11 protein-coding genes are annotated in these 16,911 nt (G+C 67.3%); 3 read left to right on the top strand and 8 right to left on the bottom strand.

The features are described from left to right. Nucleotides 1–13: 13 nt before the first annotated feature. A complete protein-coding gene (locus ACX80X_RS01955; RefSeq protein ID WP_459309397.1) occupies nucleotides 14–1,207 on the bottom strand; it encodes a YlbL family protein in 1,194 nt (397 codons plus the stop codon). A gap of 131 nt (nucleotides 1,208–1,338) precedes the next feature. Between ACX80X_RS01955 and ACX80X_RS01960 the strand changes: the two genes are divergently transcribed. Further along, the gene (locus tag ACX80X_RS01960; protein ID WP_252598260.1) at nucleotides 1,339–2,757 is read left to right on the top strand and encodes a zinc-dependent metalloprotease; all 1,419 of its coding nucleotides are present in this window, start codon (nucleotides 1,339–1,341) and stop codon (nucleotides 2,755–2,757) included. A 125-nt stretch (nucleotides 2,758–2,882) separates the two neighbouring features. Continuing rightward, on the top strand, nucleotides 2,883–3,383 hold the full coding sequence (locus ACX80X_RS01965) for a dihydrofolate reductase family protein (RefSeq protein WP_308216153.1): 501 nt from the start codon (nucleotides 2,883–2,885) through the stop codon (nucleotides 3,381–3,383). Nucleotides 3,384–3,422: 39 nt separating this feature from the next. On the opposite strand, the gene ACX80X_RS01970 is transcribed toward ACX80X_RS01965, so the two are convergent. From ACX80X_RS01970 to nudC, 4 genes are all read right to left on the bottom strand, one after another. Further along, complete coding sequence (locus tag ACX80X_RS01970) at nucleotides 3,423–4,046, bottom strand: dihydrofolate reductase family protein (RefSeq protein ID WP_252609031.1); 624 nt, start codon at nucleotides 4,044–4,046, stop codon at nucleotides 3,423–3,425. Nucleotides 4,047–4,179: 133 nt separating this feature from the next. Continuing rightward, nucleotides 4,180–4,791 (bottom strand): M48 metallopeptidase family protein, encoded by a 612-nt coding sequence (locus ACX80X_RS01975; RefSeq protein WP_252598262.1) that lies wholly within the window; start codon nucleotides 4,789–4,791, stop codon nucleotides 4,180–4,182. Continuing rightward, nucleotides 4,788–6,923 carry an ATP-dependent DNA helicase UvrD2 gene (locus tag ACX80X_RS01980; RefSeq protein WP_056343866.1) on the bottom strand — a complete coding sequence of 712 codons (2,136 nt, stop codon included), beginning with the start codon at nucleotides 6,921–6,923 and terminating at the stop codon, nucleotides 4,788–4,790. The genes ACX80X_RS01975 and ACX80X_RS01980 overlap by 4 nt, the downstream gene beginning before the upstream one ends. A 68-nt stretch (nucleotides 6,924–6,991) precedes the next feature. After that, nucleotides 6,992–8,014, bottom strand: a complete 1,023-nt coding sequence (gene nudC / locus ACX80X_RS01985; RefSeq protein WP_252598263.1) for an NAD(+) diphosphatase — start codon at nucleotides 8,012–8,014, stop codon at nucleotides 6,992–6,994. Nucleotides 8,015–8,182: 168 nt separating this feature from the next. Here nudC and ACX80X_RS01990 point away from each other — a divergent pair, with 168 nt between their 5' ends. Beyond that, nucleotides 8,183–9,427: a macrolide 2'-phosphotransferase gene (locus tag ACX80X_RS01990; protein ID WP_252609027.1), complete on the top strand. Its 1,245-nt coding sequence runs from the start codon at nucleotides 8,183–8,185 to the stop codon at nucleotides 9,425–9,427. A gap of 38 nt (nucleotides 9,428–9,465) precedes the next feature. On the opposite strand, the gene ACX80X_RS01995 is transcribed toward ACX80X_RS01990, so the two are convergent. From ACX80X_RS01995 to ACX80X_RS02005, 3 genes are read right to left on the bottom strand one after another with little or no spacing between them, the layout of a single operon-like run. Next, a complete protein-coding gene (locus ACX80X_RS01995) occupies nucleotides 9,466–13,026 on the bottom strand; it encodes an ATP-dependent helicase (protein WP_459311071.1) in 3,561 nt (1,186 codons plus the stop codon). Continuing rightward, on the bottom strand, nucleotides 13,023–16,478 hold the full coding sequence (locus tag ACX80X_RS02000) for an ATP-dependent helicase (RefSeq protein ID WP_459311073.1): 3,456 nt from the start codon (nucleotides 16,476–16,478) through the stop codon (nucleotides 13,023–13,025). The genes ACX80X_RS01995 and ACX80X_RS02000 overlap by 4 nt, the downstream gene beginning before the upstream one ends. Then, complete coding sequence (locus ACX80X_RS02005; protein ID WP_252598266.1) at nucleotides 16,475–16,891, bottom strand: MGMT family protein; 417 nt, start codon at nucleotides 16,889–16,891, stop codon at nucleotides 16,475–16,477. The genes ACX80X_RS02000 and ACX80X_RS02005 overlap by 4 nt, the downstream gene beginning before the upstream one ends. Nucleotides 16,892–16,911: the final 20 nt, after the last annotated feature.

The following is a 16,911-nucleotide window of genomic DNA, read 5'->3' on the forward strand; positions in this document are numbered from 1 at the left end:
TCCTGGCCTCAGTCTAGTTGCTGGCGCAGACCGGCAAAGCGCCCGTGTCCTGCCCGGATCCGGCGAGTTCGACGGCGCGACGCGCGTCTGCGATGTTCTCCACTTTGAGCACCTGCAGTCCCTCCGGCACATGGCCCACAACATCGTCGCAGTTTTCTGCCGGGGCAAGGAATACGGTGGCTCCCCCGGCACGCGCGCCCAGCATCTTCTGCCGGATGCCGCCGATGGGACCTACGGTGCCGTCGGGGGTGATGGTCCCCGTTCCGGCGACATGTTTGCCGCCAGTCAGGTCCCCCGGCGTCACGGTGTCGATAATGCCCAGCGAAAACATCAGCCCGGCACTGGGTCCGCCAACCTTGTCCAGTGAAATCTTCACGTCGAACGGAAACGTGAACAGGTACTTGAGCATGACTCCGAGAATGTAGCGGCCTGCACCGTTGTTCATGGGGGTGATGGTCTGTGTGACGGATTCCCCTGCGCGCTGCACCACCAGGGTGGCCGGCGCCCCCTGGCCGGCGGCCAGTTCCTCCTGCACCACGGCGAGCGATGTGATGGGTATGCCGTTGATCGATTCGAAGATGTCGCCGTTTTCAACCTTGCCGGCGGACGGCGAACCATCGGGCAGCCCCGCGGCCTGGAGCTGCTGGCCGAAGGGAATGTCGAGCTCCTTGAGTGCTGACGCCACCGCATTCTCCTGCGACGACGTCATGGCCACGGAGCTCTGCTCGTCAGCCTCCTCCTTTGTGGTGCCGCTGGGGTAAAGCATCTCCACCGGGTGAACGGACTTGGACCCGTCCAGCCAGGCGGTGAAGGCACCCAGGACGCTCACCGGGCCGTTGGGGCCGCCGTCGACATAAACGGTGGTTAGATCCAGATTGCCGTTCGCCGGGTAGGTTTCGTGGCCCGTGACGCTGATGACAGCGCTGCCCTGGCTCTGGCCCAGAGTGTTGAAGGTGGGTCCGGGTGATTCCACAACATAAGGCACCGGGACAGTGACGGCCGCGATCCCCAGACCCAGCGCCAGGACGCCGGAAAGCATCATCACGGACACCCGCCGGTCCCCCGGCGCGGAGTTGCGGGGGGCAAACTCCCCGGTTGGCAGGGCGCCGGCCGCACCCGTTCCGGGTGCTGGGGCACCCGCTGTAGCGCCGGCGTCGAACTCTGGAGCGTGGTCCTCATGCGGATGATCGCCGCGGGTTGTAGTCACTGAATCAACACTACGCGGTGCCGCCCCCGGCCAGCTCTTTGCCTACAGCGAACGTGACGCCTGTCCGGCAGACAGCCGCCCCTGCCCGGGGTACCGTGAAGTGAACAGTCACACCGACGATCGGCGGGATCATGACCTCCAACCCACTCAATCCGTCCAACGGCGACGATACGCCGAAGGATCCGTTGACCGAGATGCTGCAGAACCTGATGGGCGGCAAGGGCATGGAAAACTTCGACCCCGCCGAACTCGCAAAGGCAGCCGGCCTGCCGAACGACCCCAATCTCCTGGCCCAGATGTTCTCCCAGGTCCAGGCCATGATGAGCGCCCCTTCCGAAGGGCCCGTCAACTGGCAGCTCGCGCACGAGAACGCCCGCCGGGTTGCCGCCAGCAGCGCCGACCCGTCCGTCACGGCCCTGCAGACCCGCGAAGTCGACGAGGCCCTGCGGCTTGCCGAACTGTGGCTTGATCCCGTGACCGACCTTCCTGCCACCGGCCTGATCGGCCGTGCGTGGTCGCGTGCCGAGTGGGTGGAAGCCACCCTTGGAACATGGAAGCGGCTGACCGAGCCCGTAGCCAACAGCATCGCCAACGCGCTCTCCAGCGCCATGACCGAACAGATGCCCGAAGAGATGAAGTCCATGATGGGCGGGGCCTCTTCCATGCTGCAGAACATGGGCGGCGCGATCTTTGGGATGCAGCTGGGGCAGGCGATCGGTGCCCTGTCCGCCGAGGTTGTCAGCTCCACGGACATCGGTGTTCCCCTGGCTGACCTGGAAATGGCGCTCCTGCCGGCCAACGTGTCCAAGTTCGGCGAGGGCCTGGGCCTGCCGGAGAACGACATCCGGCTGTTCCTGGCCGTCCGCGAGGCAGCCCATGCGCGGCTGTTTGTCCAGGTACCCTGGCTGCGCGGCCACCTGCTCGGCGCCATCGAGGCCTACGCCCGCGGCATCCATATCGACACTTCCAGGATTGAAGAGCTGGCCCGCGACCTGGACCCCAGCAACCCTGAAGGCATCCAGGAAGCGCTGTCCCAGGGAGTCTTTATGCCGCAGCGGACCCCTGCCCAGGAGCAGGCGCTTGAAAAACTTGAGACGGCCCTGGCCCTCGTTGAAGGCTGGGTGGACGAGCTCACCGCTTCGGCCACGGAGAAACTGCTGCCCTCCGCCGGTGCGCTCCGGGAAACAGTCCGGCGACGCCGTGCCACCGGCGGTCCGGCGGAACACGCTTTCTCTTCCCTGGTGGGACTCGAACTGCGTCCCCGCCGCCTGCGCGAGGCTGCCACGCTGTGGGCCACGCTGAAGGACGAACGGGGCATTGCCGGACGCGATGCCATCTGGCAGCACCCGGACCTCCTCCCCACCGCCGAGGACCTCGATGACCCGCAGGGGTTCAGTGGCCGCCGCCAGCTGGCCGAGGCCAGCGACAGCGAAGTGGACGACGCCCTACAGAAGCTGCTGAGCGGCGGCTTCGACGACGCGCCGCAGGATGATTCCGACGCCGGCGACGGGGAACAGCCCACCGGCGACGGTGAGCAGCCCAAGGGTTAACCAGACTGCAAGGTACGGCGGCGGCCCTACCGCTTGTCGCCGCCGCTGGAGGTACTCGGATGCGCAAGGTCATCCTGCTGATGTCGGTGTCTTTGGACTGATTCTTCGAGACGATCAACCGGGACATCAGCTGGCACCTGGTGGATGACGAACTCCTCCGCCACTTGAACGGGCAGTTCCGGACGACCGGGGCCTTCATGTTCGGGCGCGTCACCCATGAGCTGATGGCCGGTTACTGGCCCACTGCCGATCAGGATCCGGACCTCTCGGCGCCCATGGTCGAGTTCGCCGGGGTCTGGCGCGAGATGCCCAAGTTCGTCTTTTCACGCACCCTCACGCAGGCCGACTGGAATACCACGGTGATTCACGATGTCGTGCCTGAACAGATCGCGGAACTGAAGGCGCAGCCCGGCGGCGACATCGTCCTGAGTGGCGCCAACTTGGCCTCCACCTTCATGCGGCACGGCCTGATCGACGAATTCCAAATCCTCGTCCATCCCGTGGTCCTCGGGCAGGGCCGGCCGCTGTTCGAGGCCCCTGACGTCCGGATGGACCTCAGGCTCGAAGGGACACGGACGTTCGGCAATGGCGTGGTACAGCTGAATTATTCGAGCGACGGCGCCTAGCGTGTGTTGCGGCGCAATGTCGTGGAATGCAGCTTCAGCCTAACCTTCCTGGTCGCTGGCAGACATATCGCCGACCCCAGGGGTGCCATCGGCGAGCGCGTAGCGCTGCAGCACTGCACCCTTCGGTGAGGCGACGACCGGCTCGATGAGTCTGAGGTTCGTCGGAACCACCCCGTCGGCGAAAACCTTCTTTCCACCGCCGAGGAGGATCGGATACACCCAGAGCGTGAGCCGGTCAAAGAGCCGCTCGGCGAACAGGGTCTGCACGAAGTCGAGACTGCCAATGACGTGGATGTTCGCGTGCCGGTCGCGCAGTTCGCGCACGGCAGCGACGACATCAGGACCCAGCAGTGTTGAGTCGGCCCACTCGAGGACCGGCGACTGGCGCGAGGCCACGTATTTCGGGAGGCGGTTGAACAGCCGCGCAATTCCCCCGTCCGCGTGCGGCCAGTACGCGGCGAAGATGTCGTAGGTCCGTCGCCCAAGCAGCAGCGCGTCCATCCCCACCATCCCGGAGTCGACCTGCTCGCCGACGACTTCATCTAGGAGGGGCGCCTGCCAGCCGCCAAACGCGAAGCCGCCGTCAGCATCCTCGTCCGGCCCGCCGGGCGCCTGCGCGACGCCGTCGAGCGTGGTGAACAGGTCGATATGGATGAGTCCCATGCCGTGCTCTTTTCCCTGTTGCCCGTCGTCGCCCCGGCGACGGGATCACTTTCGAGGCTGACACATGATCCCCCTGCGAAGCAACCATTCCCCGGCTCGACCCGAGCATTAGGCGACGGCTAGGAGAGACGCTCTAGTCGGCGTCGCCCGGCTCTGAATCAGTGCTGCCCGCGGTCAGGCCCCGGGACGTGGCGAACGAGACGCCTTCCAGGAACGCCTTGGCCCGCATCGTCTCGGGGTAAGCCTCCAACAGCTTCCAGAACGCGGCATTGTGCCCGGCCACCAGCAGGTGCGCGAGCTCATGCAGCAGGACATAGTCGATGACCCACGGCGGCATGGGCCGGAGCTTGTCGGAGAGCCGGATGGATCCTTCCGACGGTGTTGCGGAGCCCCAGCGCGAGTTCTGGTTGCTGACCCAGCGGACCGACGTCGGGACTGCCCTGCCGCCGAAGTACCGGGCCGAAAGGGCTGCGGCGTGGGCGGCCAGGGCAGTGTCAGTGGCCGGCTGTTTGCTTCCTTTGCGGGAGCGCCGCTCCCCCTGGCGGTGCAGCTTCTCCAGCATGCGGTGCACCCATTCAGACTCCTGCGCGGCGGTGAACCGGGCCGGAATGGCCACCACTGCCGTCCCGTTCTCCCAGAAGGCAGCCACTGTCCTGGTCCGGCGGGCCGACCGCCGCACCTCAACCGGTGATCCGTCCGCCGTGGTGACGGGGAGGGTGTCCTGTCCTGCCGGCCGGCGGGTCACAGGGTGGTGCTTTCGACGAGCACCCGCAGCACGTCTTCGCCGTAGCGTTCCAGCTTGGACGGACCCACGCCGGCCAGTGCCGCCAGTTCCTCCAGCGTGGACGGTTTGGCCTCTGCGATGGCCGTCAGCGTGGCATCTGTGAAGACGACAAATGCTGGCACTTCGGCCGCCAGCGCAATTTCCTTCCGCCATTGCCGAAGGGCATCAAATGTCTGTTCTTCGTAGCTGGGAGGACAGTCGTTGCAGCGGCCCACCTTGCGTTCGGCGCCGCTGGCCAGCATGCTCCCGCAGACCCTGCAGGTGGCGGGGGCCGCCGATTTCCGGCGCGGCGCCGGCCCTTTTCCGCGGGCGCTGGAGCTGGCCACCGAGTTGGGCCGGAGCCCGTCGAGGAAGCGTGAGGGTTTGCGGTTGGCCCGGCCGCCCGGTGTCCGTGCCGTGGACCAGGACAGAGACAGGTGCTCGCGGGCGCGGGTGATGCCCACGTAGAGCAGGCGGCGCTCCTCATCCACGGATTCGGGTGTGTCCGCGAAGGAAATGGGCATCAGGCCTTCGCAGAGTCCCACCAGGAACACGGCGTCCCATTCGAGGCCCTTCGCGGCGTGCAGCGATGCAAGCGTCACGCCCTGGACAGTGGGAGCGTGCTGCGCCAGCGACCGTTCCTGGAGTTCATTAACAAAGTCACTGAGACTGAACTGCTCGCCGCGGACGTGGACCAGCTCGTCCGCGAGCGCCACCAGCGCTGCCAGGGACTCCCAGCGTTCGCGCAGCGCGCCGCCGTTGTGGGGCGGGGCGTCCGTGTAGCCGAGCGAGGCCACGATATCGCGGACCAGCTGGCCGAGCGGTTCCGGCGTCGCCGTTTCAGCGACGGCCCTGGTTGCCGCGCGCAGCTGAAGAATGGCGTCGCGCACTTCCTTGCGGGCAAAGAACCGCTCACCACCGCGCAGCTGGTAACTGATGCCGGCCGCCGCGAGCGCCTGTTCGTAGGCCTGGGACTGCCCGTTGGTGCGGAAAAGGACAGCCACCTGGCTGGCGGGAGTGCCGGCGTCGAGCAATTCCTGGATCTTGATGGCGACCGTGGCGGCTTCGGCTTCATCGTCGGAGCACTCGGTGAACTGTGGGACAGGCCCCGCCGGCCGCTGCGCCACCAGCTGCAGCGGAGCCGCCCAGGCAGCATCGGCCACCGGCCCGCCGCCACGCCGCGCGGCCAGGAGATCGTTGGCCAGCTTGACCACCTGCGGCGTGGAACGGTAATCCCGGATCAGTTTCACCACATTGGCCTCAGGGTACTGGGCCTTGAATCCCAGCAGGTGTTTGGGCGAAGCGCCGGTAAACGAGTAGATCGTCTGGCTCGCATCGCCCACAACGCACAGCTCGTCCCGCCCGCCCAGCCACAGCTCCAGGAGGCGCTGCTGCAGCGGCGAAACGTCCTGGTACTCGTCCACCACAAAATGCCGGTACTGCTCACGAACGGTGGCCGCGACTTTCTGGTCCTCCTGCAGGATCCCCACCGTGATCAGGAGTACGTCCTCAAAATCAATGACGTTGCGGTCCGTCTTGACATCCTCATAGGACTGGAAGACCCGGGCGACGGCGGTGAGGTCGAACCCGCCGGGCGTTCCCCTGCCCTGTGCGTTCTCCAGGTAGTTGGCCGGGGTCAGCATGGAGACCTTGGCCCACTCAATTTCGGAGGCGAGGTCCCGGATGGACGCGCGGTCAGTGCTGAGCCGCAGGCGGCGGGACGCTTCGGCGATCATCTGGGCCTTGTGGTCCAGCAGGTTGGGCAGCGTGCCGCCGACCGCCTGCGGCCAGAAAAACTGCAGCTGCCGCAAGGCGGCGGCGTGGAAGGTGCGCGCCTGGACATTGCCCACGCCGAGATCCCGCAGCCTGCTGCGCATTTCCGCGGCGGCCCGGGCCGTGAACGTCACGGCGAGGAGCCGCTGGGGACTGTACACCCCTGAGTGCACGCCATACGCAATCCGGTGCGTAATGGCCCTGGTCTTGCCGGTGCCGGCACCGGCAAGGACGCACAGCGGCCCGTTCAGGGTGCTGGCGACCTCGCGCTGTTCAGCGTCAAGTCCCCCAAGGATTCGTTCCTCAAGGGACTCTGCACTGTCAAAATTCTCTGTGGTCACTTCTGCTGCTCTGTTGTCGCGACTGCCACGTGCTGGCGTCTGGCCAATGGTGATGCCTGTTCCGGGTGTCAGGTGTCCGTGCGGTCCATGATCCGGCCGCCATACCAGTGCTCAATCAGCGAGCGTGCAATGGACAGCCGGCTGGAGATGGTGATTTCGCCGGTGAGCACGGCATCCTGGAGTTCCTCCCGGCTGAACCAGCGCGCACGGGTTACCTCCACGCCGTCGGGCTTTGCCACGGCGTCTTCGGTGATGGCGGTAAATCCAAGCATAAGGGAGGCCGGGAAAGGCCATGACTGCGAGCCCAAGTACTGGCAGCCCGTGACCCGGACGCCCACTTCCTCGTGGATTTCCCTGACGACAGCCTGTTCCAGGGATTCGCCTGGTTCAACGAATCCGGCCAGCGTGGAGTAATTCTTCGCGTCAACCGGCCCGCCGCCACCGAGCAGCAGCCGTCCGTCCGGCCCCACCACCGTGACGATGATGGCCGGATCCGTCCGGGGGTAGTGTTCCGAGCTGTCCTGGGGGCAGCGGCGGACCCAGCCGCCGGCCTCCACGGCAGTGCGGGCCCCGCACCGGGGGCAATGCGTATGGCCGGCATGCCAGTTGGCGATGGCGCTGGCCTCGACGAACAACGCCGTATCAGTGGGGTTCAGGACGGCGGCGATGTCGCGGAAGCCGGCCCACTGCGCGCCGGCCGGGATTCCGGCAGTGCCGGGCTCGGCAGGTTCAGGAAGGACAACAAGGACCACTTCGGTGCCGGCGGCAAGATCCGAGCCGTCCAGCGCGGCGCCAAGATAGATGACCTGTTCCGGGGCTGAGCCACGGTCCCGCAGGTCAGCCAGCAACTGGGCGGCTGCGGGCAGCAGAAGCTGGTTGCCCTGCACCAGGGCCTGCCGCCCGGCAAGGACCACTGCCCGGGTGTGTTCGCTGTCCAGCAATTCCTCAACCATGCCTGGCCGGACCCGGTCTGCGGAGCCGCGGTCCACCGCGGCAGGGAGAACCGGCAGTACGGTATCGAACAGGTGGTTGGCCGGCAGCTGGGCTGCCTGCGGCTGGTAGGCCGGTATAGCGGACTCCGCATGACTCATGTGTCCACCGTACTGATTCGGACTGACAATTTACATTCGGCGGGGACATTCGGCAGGACAGGTGGTGTGGACGTCCGGACCGGGTGCGGAAGCCGACTTTTGCAGCATATCTGGAGACTCGCCGCCGCACATCGTTGTCTTGGACGCCACTCAATCTACCGTGGAACGGTGAGAAGAAAACCGATCGAACTGGCAGCCGTAGCAACCGCGGCAGTCCCCGGGCTGACCCCAACCGCCGTTAGCTCCGCTGCGGACGATCCCGCGGATTTTGACTCCGCGCTGCTGCTGGATTCCGAAGACAAACAGTGGCGGGTCAGGTCCCCGCGGCATGCGGAAGCAAGCGCCAGGCTCGAGACGGAGTTCCTCGTCCTCCGGGCATTCGTACCGGCCATCCGGGCCGAGCTGCCCTTCCTGATGCCCACGGTTGCCGGCAGCGTCCGGCTTGGTAACCTCAGCACCTTTGTGTACTCCCATCTGGCCGGGAGCACCCAAAGTGTGGAAGAACTCACCGCGGGTCCGGCCGCGCTCGCCCGGGAAATCGGGACAGCGCTCGCGGCCATCCATGATCTTCCGCACTCCCTGGTCAGCAATGCCGACCTGCCCAGCTACACGCCCAACGAATTCCGCCAGCGCCGGCTCAACGAGCTCGACCAGGCGGCCACAACCGGAAAAATCCCGGCGTCGCTGTTGCTCCGCTGGGAACATGCCCTTGAAGACGTCTCACTGTGGCGGTTCAACCCGTGCGTTGTCCACGGGGACCTCCATGAGGACAACCTGCTCGTGGAAAGCAGCCGCGTCACGGCCGTTACGGGCTGGACGGACCTGCGGATCGGGGATCCCGCCGACGACTTCGCCTGGCTGGTTGCCTCGAACGAACAGGATTTCGTGGACGCAGTTCTTGCCAGCTACACCGGCAGCCGCCGCGACTCCCCGGACCAGCACCTGCTCCGGCGAGCTGCCCTGTCTGCCGAGTTCGCGTTGGCGCAATACCTGGTCAAGGCCATCGCTGCCAGCGACGCGGGTATGGTTGCCGAAGCCGAAGGCATGCTGGAAACCCTCGCGGCCGACGTCGAAGAGCACGGCGGCCAGGCCATCAGTGTCGAGCCGCTGCCAGCCCCGGCTGCCCTGGCCGACGACGCCGCCCAGTCCCCCGCAGCCCAGTCCCACGCGGTGGGTGTGGCCGCTGCTCCGGCGGTGACCGTCGTCCCCGTGCCCGTCCCGTCGGTGGAGCCTGTTCCGGTGGTGCCCGCAGTGGAAGTCAGCCCTATCCCGGCTGAGCACCTCCCGGCCGACGAAGCACCGGCGGACGAAGACTCTGCAGACGAGTCACCGGCGGACAAGCCGTCAGTGCGCCCGTCCGCCGAGGACACGTCCACCGCGGCCATCAGCATCGTCGACGTCAGGAAGCACTGACACCCGGGAACGCTTCCTGAGGTCAGCCTGCGCTGACCTCAGGAAGCACTGACGTCGAGGGCGGTGGCCACGATCTGTTCAAGCTCCTCAGCGGAGCCCAGATCGTGCGGGCGCACGACTTGGTTGTCCGCAACGTAGAAGAAGGCGGCCCTGACGTCCTCCACTGCCACGCCCTTGAGCCGGGCCCAGGCCAGCCTGTACGCGGCGAGCTGCACCGATTTGGCCCGCAGCTGGGCGGCAGAGGGCCGGCGGCCGGTTTTCCAGTCCACGAGGTCCCACCTCCCGTCCGCGTCCTGGAAGACGGCGTCGATGCGCCCGCGCACCACGACGTCTCCCACCCGCGTTTCCACCGGAACTTCGACAAAAGCCGGTGACCTGTCGGCCCATTCCGAGGCTTTGAAGGTGGCCACCATGGTGTCGAGGTCGTAGGCGGCATCAATGTGGTCGTCGGATCCGGGGGCCTCGCCGAGATCCAGCATTCCGGCTGCGCCGAAGTACTCTTCAACCCAGGCGTGGAATGCCGTTCCCTTTCTCGCCAACATGCCGGGCTCACGCGGTACAGGCCTTCGCAGCCTGCCCACTACCCCCGCCGGGTCCTCTCCAAGATCCACCAGCGTGGACGCCGAGATGTGGCCGGGCAAATGAACGTCCTGCCCGGAGGCGCGCCTGGACCGCCGTTCCAGCAGCAAGGCAGCTTCCCTGGCCCAGCCCGCCGCAGTGCCCCGGATCCTTGGCCCGGACTCATTGGCGGATGCAGGCTCAAGGACCGGCACAGAGTCCTCGGGCTCCAACGCGGCCCGGACGCGTGCCGCGGCGCCCTCCATGGCCAGCCGCCTGCCGGGAACAACCCGCAGGCGCTCCCCGGTCCGCGCATCCACGGGACCTTCGAGGGGGTCATAGGGCCATCCGGCCACCTCCGTTTCGGTAGCCAACGGGCTCTTTTCAGGCAGGGAGGCTTCGTCCACTGACGCCGGGTGCACTATGGCGGGACAGATTTCCGCGGCGTCCACCGGGGCCGTGTTGGGGCCGGAGCCGACAAGCTGTTCCAGTTCAGCGAGGAAAGGTGACATCTCAGCACGGCCTGCCCTGGAGCCCACCCATGCCGCGCTGGAGACCCAGAGGACATGCTTTGCCCTGGTGTAGGCCACATATGCCAGGCGGCGTTCCTCGCCCTCACCATGGACCTGGACGGCTGATTTGAAGTCCTTCTCGGCGTCCAGCCAGCCCTTCTGGTCCGGCTGGTCGGTATCCCATTGGGGCAGGTCCGAACGGTCCCCCCGCAGCGGCCACGGCAGGGCCGCCGCGCCGCTGCTCCAGCGCGAGTCCTTGTTGCTGGGGAAGGCGCCGGCGTTGAGGCCCGGTACAAAGACGACGTCCCATTCCAGGCCCTTTGACGCATGGACGGTCAGCAGTTGCACAGCCTCGCGGTTGATATCCGACGGCGGAGCTTCGAGGCCGTTTTCCTCGGCCGCGGCAGCTTCCAGCCAGGCAAGGAAGGCGAGGATGTCCACTCGGTGCGAGGTCCGCAGGAAGCCGGCCGCCGCGTCCTGGAAGGCGTCCAGGTTTCGGCGGGCCTGGTGGATGCTGGTCCCCGGGCGTGCTGCCACTTCGATATCGAGCAACATGGCGCGTTCCACTTCGCCGAGCAGAGTGGTGAGGTCGTCCCCGAGGTAGCCGCGCAGCTGCCTGAGCTCCGCCGAAAGCCTGCCGAGGCGGTCGCGGGCCACTTCGGTCAGCGACCGACCGTGGGAAGAGGTCCAATCTTCGCGTGGCAGCCAGTCCAGCGCTTCAACCAGGCTGGCACCGTCCGTCAGGTCGCTTTCGATGACGGCCTCGTCGGACGCGTCAGCGGGCCCGTCCTCCGGCGTGGCCGCGCCTGCGGGGCGGCCACGCCGGCGTGCGAGGTGGCTGGACCAGTCTCGGAAGGCCATCAGGTCTGCCGGCCCGATCCGCCAACGGGCGCCGGCCAGGAGGCGCATCAGGGAGTCCGAGCGTCCGGGATCGGCAAGCACCCGGAGCGTGGCCACCAGATCAACGATTTCGGGAGTGTCGAGCAGTCCGCCGAGCCCCACGATTTCGTAGGCAATCCCCCGCGCCTCGAACTCCCGCCGGATGGTTTCCATCTGGGCCCGCCGCCGGCACAGGACAGCCAGTGCCGGCGGCACCGGTGTGCCGTCGGCCTCACGTTCAAAGTCCGTGACCCGGTACTTTATGACGTCCTCGGCAAGGGCGGCCGCTTCGTCGAGGTCTGTGCCGAAGCGGCCCAGTACCACCCGTCCCTCCACCGCGAAGGGACTGGGCTGCAGGGGCGGCACATTCGCCGCCGCCGTAGCCGTGCCCACCGGGATAGTGCCTTCCGCGGCGGTGCCCGCCGGGGTACTGCCTGCCGAGCTGCCCTCAGCGGCGCTGCCGGCAGTGGCCTTCTGCGCCTCGGCGCGCCCTAAGGCCTCTGACATGATGTTGGCGGCGGACAGGATGGCCCGGCCGTTGCGCCACGCCGTTGTGAGGTACGACGTAGGGGCCAGCGTGAAACGTCCCGGCCCGTCGTCCCCGTCCACGCGGACAGGGAATTCACGGACAAAGTGGAAGAGCTGACCTGCCGAAGCACCCCGGAAGCCGTATATCGACTGGTTGGGGTCCCCCACGGCGGTGACCGCGTGGCCCGCGCCGAAAAGCCGCGAAAACAGGACCAACTGCGCATACGACGTGTCCTGGAACTCGTCGAGGAGCACCACTTTGTAGCGCTGGCGTTCCATGTCCGCAGCAAGGGGGATTTCCGTGGCCACACGGGCCGCGAGTGCCACCAGGTCGCCGAAGTCCAATGCCCCGCGTGACTTCTTGGCGGCGGCGTAGCGGCCCACCATGTCAGCCACGCTTGCCCTGGTGCGCAGCATCGCGGCCAGTTCACCGGCTGCCTGGGGGGCGTTCTTGTTCGCCCCGGCCACGTAGGGACGTTCTTCAAACTCAGCGAGTCGCGCCAGAAGCCAGGCCTCGACGTCGGCCGGTTCCTGCAGGTGCTCTGCGCACTCCCCCGCCAGCTGCATGACTGCCTTGACCAGTGTGGACTTGGCTGCCTTGAAGTGGCTGTACTCGCCGTCGAACGCTTCCACTACTTCGCTGGCGAGCTGCCAGGCTTGGGCTCCGCCGAGCAGCACAACGTCGCGTTCCACGCCCAGCCGCAACCCGTAGTCAGAAACGATGCCACTCGCAAATGAGTGGTAGGTGGACACCTTGGGCTCCAGGGCGTCGCTGCTGAGTAGCCCCTCGGGGAACAGTTCGTGCTGAGTGTCCTGGGCAGCGACGCGCTGCAGTGCCGCCAGCTTGGACCGGATCCGCGTGGCCAGCTCGCCTGCTGCCTTCCTGGTGAAAGTTACGCCCAGGACTTCCTCAGGCCTGACCCAGCCGTTGGCAACGAGCCAGACGACGCGGTCGGCCATGGTGGCGGTCTTGCCGGAACCCGCCCCGGCGATCACCAGCCGGGGAGCCAAGGGTGAGGAAATGATGGCCGACTGTTCGGGGGTCGGCGTGTTCTTTTCACCCAACAGCATGGACAGCTGCTCCGGGCTGAACAGGGGCTCTGGAACCTGGGGCTGGCTCATTCGGTGACCTGCTTTCCGCGGACACAGAGTGGACAGACCTCAGGGAGCCTGCAGCCGTGCCCCCCATGGCTGCTCTTTGCCGGGTCATGCCTGGCTTCGAAGCTGCTGCCGGACATTACCGCGGCCGCATCGGTGACCATGTCCAGCGCCCAGTTATCCTGGGCCTCCAAGGGTTCCTGTTGCTGGACGCCGGGACTTTTGGTAGTTGTTCCGAGCTGCGCCAGTACTGCGCCGCCCGGCACGAGTGAGCCCGGCGCTGGTGAGTCCGGCACTGGTGCACCGGGTTCTGCTGCGCTGAATTCTGCTGCGCCAGGCAGTCCGTGTACGTCCGTGAAACCGCCGGCCAGGACCGCCGCCTGGTAGGCCCCCAGCTGCGGATGGCGGGACAGCTCTGCCTTGCCAGGCTGCCTTTTGCCCGTCTTGAGGTCCACAATGACCAGCCTTCCTTCGGCGTCGATCTCCAGCCGGTCAACCTGGCCGCGGAGCACGGCGGCGCGGGGAAGGTCGGTCCCGCCAGCCAAATCTCCGACGGACTCGGCATCGTCCTGCCCGGCGTCCGCCGGCGGAACATCGGGCAGCCGGACCTCAAAGTCCTGCTCGACGCCCAGCAGGCTCCGGCCCTCGCTCCGCATCACCAGGACGTACTGGGCGAGCTTGCGCACCATTGTTTCGGCACGCTGGAAGTCGAGTTTGCCTTCCCAGTTGTCCTTCATCCCCAGGGTTGGCCACCGGCGGATGAGTTCGGCGACGTATTCGCCCCCGGAGGCTTCCGGCAGGTCCTGCGCGATGGCGTGCACCAGGGTGCCCAGGCTCCGGGCGAAGTCCGTGGCGGCTTCTCCGCCGGCCGCCTGCATAAACCAGTCGAGCGGTGATTTCTGCACGGATTCCACCTTCGAGGGCGAGACGTAAACCGTCCCTCCGGGCGGGACAACCGGTTCCGATGTCGTCAAAGGGGGCAGGCCCCACCAGCTGTCCGGATGCGCTCCCGGGACCGCCGGTTCCGCGGCGGCAAGTCCGGCCAGGACCCTGGCGGCCTCGGCGGCTTCGGGCTCATACTTTCCATCCAGCTGCGCGTATTGCCGCAGCTCGGCCACCAGGGCACGCAGCGTCATGGGCCGTTCCACCGGCGTGAACCCCCTGCCCTCGGCGCCCGGCTCAAGCGGCGCCACATAGTCGAGGAAGGACGACGGCTGGTCGTCCTCAGACGAAACAGCGGTGCAGATCAGCATCTCGCAGGCCCTGGAAACGGCCGTGGAGAAGCTCCGGAGTTCGTCGTAGCGGATTTCCCGCAGCCGGCTCAGCGGGTCCAGCTGCAATGCATAGCTGACCCCATGCTCGACGGCGTCAGCGTACAGGCTGCTGCCCAGCAGCTCACCGCGGAGCCGGGTATTGGGCCAGACGCCTTCCTGCAGCCCCGCCACAATCACCACCGGCCACTCCCGCCCGGCAGCACTGGCCGGGGTCATCAGCTCGACGGCGTCGTCCACCTGGGCCCGCGCGGCCAGGGTATCCATCGGCAGCTCCTGGTTCAGGAGGTACTCGAGGAACTGCTCCGGCCCGGCGCCCGGCATCTGGTCCACGTAGCGCTCGGCTGTATGGAAGAGCGCCATCATGGCATCAAGGTCCCGGTCGGCGCGGGCTCCGTGGGAACCGCCGATGAGGGCGGATTCGGTCCACGCATTGGCCAGTCCGGTGGAATGCCACAGGGCCCAGAGCACGGTCTCGGCATTGGCGCCGGGCGCGGCGGCGGCGCTCCGCCCTGCCTGGATCATGCGTGCGGTCCGGCGCGCGGAACGGCCTTCCAGGCCCAGCGTCCCCAGGGCGCCGGATTCCGATAATGCTTCAACCAGCAGGGCGTCGCTGGTCCGTCCGCCGCCGCCCAGCAGCTCTTCCCGCCTGAGCGACTGGCGTAGCCGGCGCAGTTCAATGGACGTAGCGCCCCCGATGCGCGACGTCAGCAGGGCGACGGCGGCTTCCGGAGTCAGCAGTTCAGGATCCAGCGCAATGGCGTAGGCGTCCAACAGCGGGCGTACGGCCACTTCATCTCGGACCGCGGACTCGGCTACCGGAACGCGCACCGGGATCCCCTGGCCCGTGAGGTAGCGCTGCAGCTCACTGAGCTGTCCGCCGTTTCGTACAATCACGGCGATCTCTGCCAGGTCGCGGCCATGGTTGACGTGCTGGTCCAGGATGCGCTGCGCAACGTACCGCAGTTCGTGGACCGGGGACGGCACCAGGTGTGCTTCCACCGTGCCGGCGGGCTGAGTTTGGGGTTCGACGACGGCGTTGGGCCCGTGCGCGGTTCCGGCCAGGGGTTCGGGCTGCTCGAGCCGTCTGGCAAGCTGGCCGCCCGCACGCTGCGAGATCCTGCCCGCGACGCCGAGCCAGGCCGCCGCGATGGCGGGGGCGTGCCGATGGGTGTGCCACAGCGGCCGCTCGACGACCCCGGCGTCCGCAGAAAGCAGGCGCGGCAGCTCCGCGACCAAGTCGGGCCTGGCCCCGCGGAAGCCCTGCACAACGGTGTCCGGGGAGTAGGCGACATAGCAGTCCTTGCCGGCGGCGATATCGGCGAGCAGTTCGAACACGGCAGGGTTCGCCTCCTGCACATCGTCCACCAGCACCAGCTGGAGGCGGTCCCGTTCCGCGGCCAGGAAGTCAGGCGTGTCCTGGAAGATCTGCCGGGCCGTAGTGATGATGCCGGCGGGGTCGAAGGCCTCGGGCATTCGCATATCCAGGACATCCCGGTACTCGGTGTACAGCGCCGCGGCGGCGATCCAATCGGGCCGACCGCACTGGTGGCCCAGCTCCTCCAGGTCGCCGGCGGTCCGGCCGGATTCGATGATCCGGTCGAAGAGTTGGCGTACCTCGTGCCGAAAACCCCGCGTCTCCAGTGCCGCTTCCAGGTCGGCAGGCCACGGAAGTTCCAAGCCCGGCATCCGGTGGCCCTCCAGGAGTTCGCGGATGATGAGGTCCTGTTCCGGGCCTGACAGGAGGCGCGGCGCGCGGGGAAGCGGAAGGATTCCCTCAGCCTTGGCCCGGCGGATCAGGTCAAACGCATAGGCTGCCCAGGTCCGGGCCGGTGTGGTGCTCAGGCTCCTGTCCAGCCGTGCGGTGAAGCGGTCGCGGAGTGAGTCGGCGGCGAGGCGTCCGGGTGCCAGGATGAGGATCCGCTCGGGGTCCACGCCGTCCTGCAGGGCCCCACGGACGGCGGCTTCGATCAGGACCGTTGATTTTCCGGTTCCGGGTGCGCCGGGAACCAGGACAGGCCCCGAGCCGTGGGGCACGTCGACGGCGTCGCGCTGGTCCGCAGACAACGCCGGCACGTCCGCGTGCAGCTGCCGCGGCGGGAGAAGCCGGAGGCCCGTTCCGCCGGATCGTCCGGCCGCGGACGCGGGCCTCGCTGACGTGCGTGCGGACTCGGCGGTATCAACATCGGGGATTGTTACGGTCACACAGACATTTCATCATCAGCCACCGACAATCTATGCAGCCGCCGCTCCAGCTGCTCCGCAATAGCGTCAATCCGGTCGAAGTCATCCTCGCCCGGGGCCCAGCGTACTGCCATCAGGTCTACCCGCCATTTGCCTTCGCCGGTACGCAGGAAGGCATCGTGGTTGCCGAGCAGCGGCGTCCCCTCCTGCAGGTAGTGGCGGAGGGCTTCGGCCTCGTGGCCTTCCGGACCCTGGCCGCTTGCCTTCAGGATGCGCCACCACGCGACGTCGCTGCCGTAGTGGCTCATGGCGTGGCCCACCTGCCGCGGACCGCCGGATCCCAGCAGCTCGGCCACATCGCCGTAGGCCAGTGCGGTGCCGGGTGGAACCAGCTCGACCAGCGCGAGCACCGCCTCAATGTACTCAGTCCGCATACATCAAGGTTAGCGGCAGT

It is taken from the genome of Pseudarthrobacter sp. MDT3-1, from assembly GCF_054510755.1.

Bases quoted from the DNA above. Each gene is read 5' to 3' on its own strand.
- ACX80X_RS01960 (WP_252598260.1), top strand. From the start codon at position 1,339: ATGACCTCCAACCCACTCAATCCGTCCAACGGCGACGATACGCCGAAG.
- ACX80X_RS01970 (WP_252609031.1), bottom strand. From the start codon at position 4,046: ATGGGACTCATCCATATCGACCTGTTCACCACGCTCGACGGCGTCGCG.
- nudC (WP_252598263.1), bottom strand. From the start codon at position 8,014: ATGAGTCATGCGGAGTCCGCTATACCGGCCTACCAGCCGCAGGCAGCC.
- ACX80X_RS01995 (WP_459311071.1), bottom strand. From the start codon at position 13,026: ATGAGCCAGCCCCAGGTTCCAGAGCCCCTGTTCAGCCCGGAGCAGCTG.
- ACX80X_RS02005 (WP_252598266.1), bottom strand. From the start codon at position 16,891: ATGCGGACTGAGTACATTGAGGCGGTGCTCGCGCTGGTCGAGCTGGTT.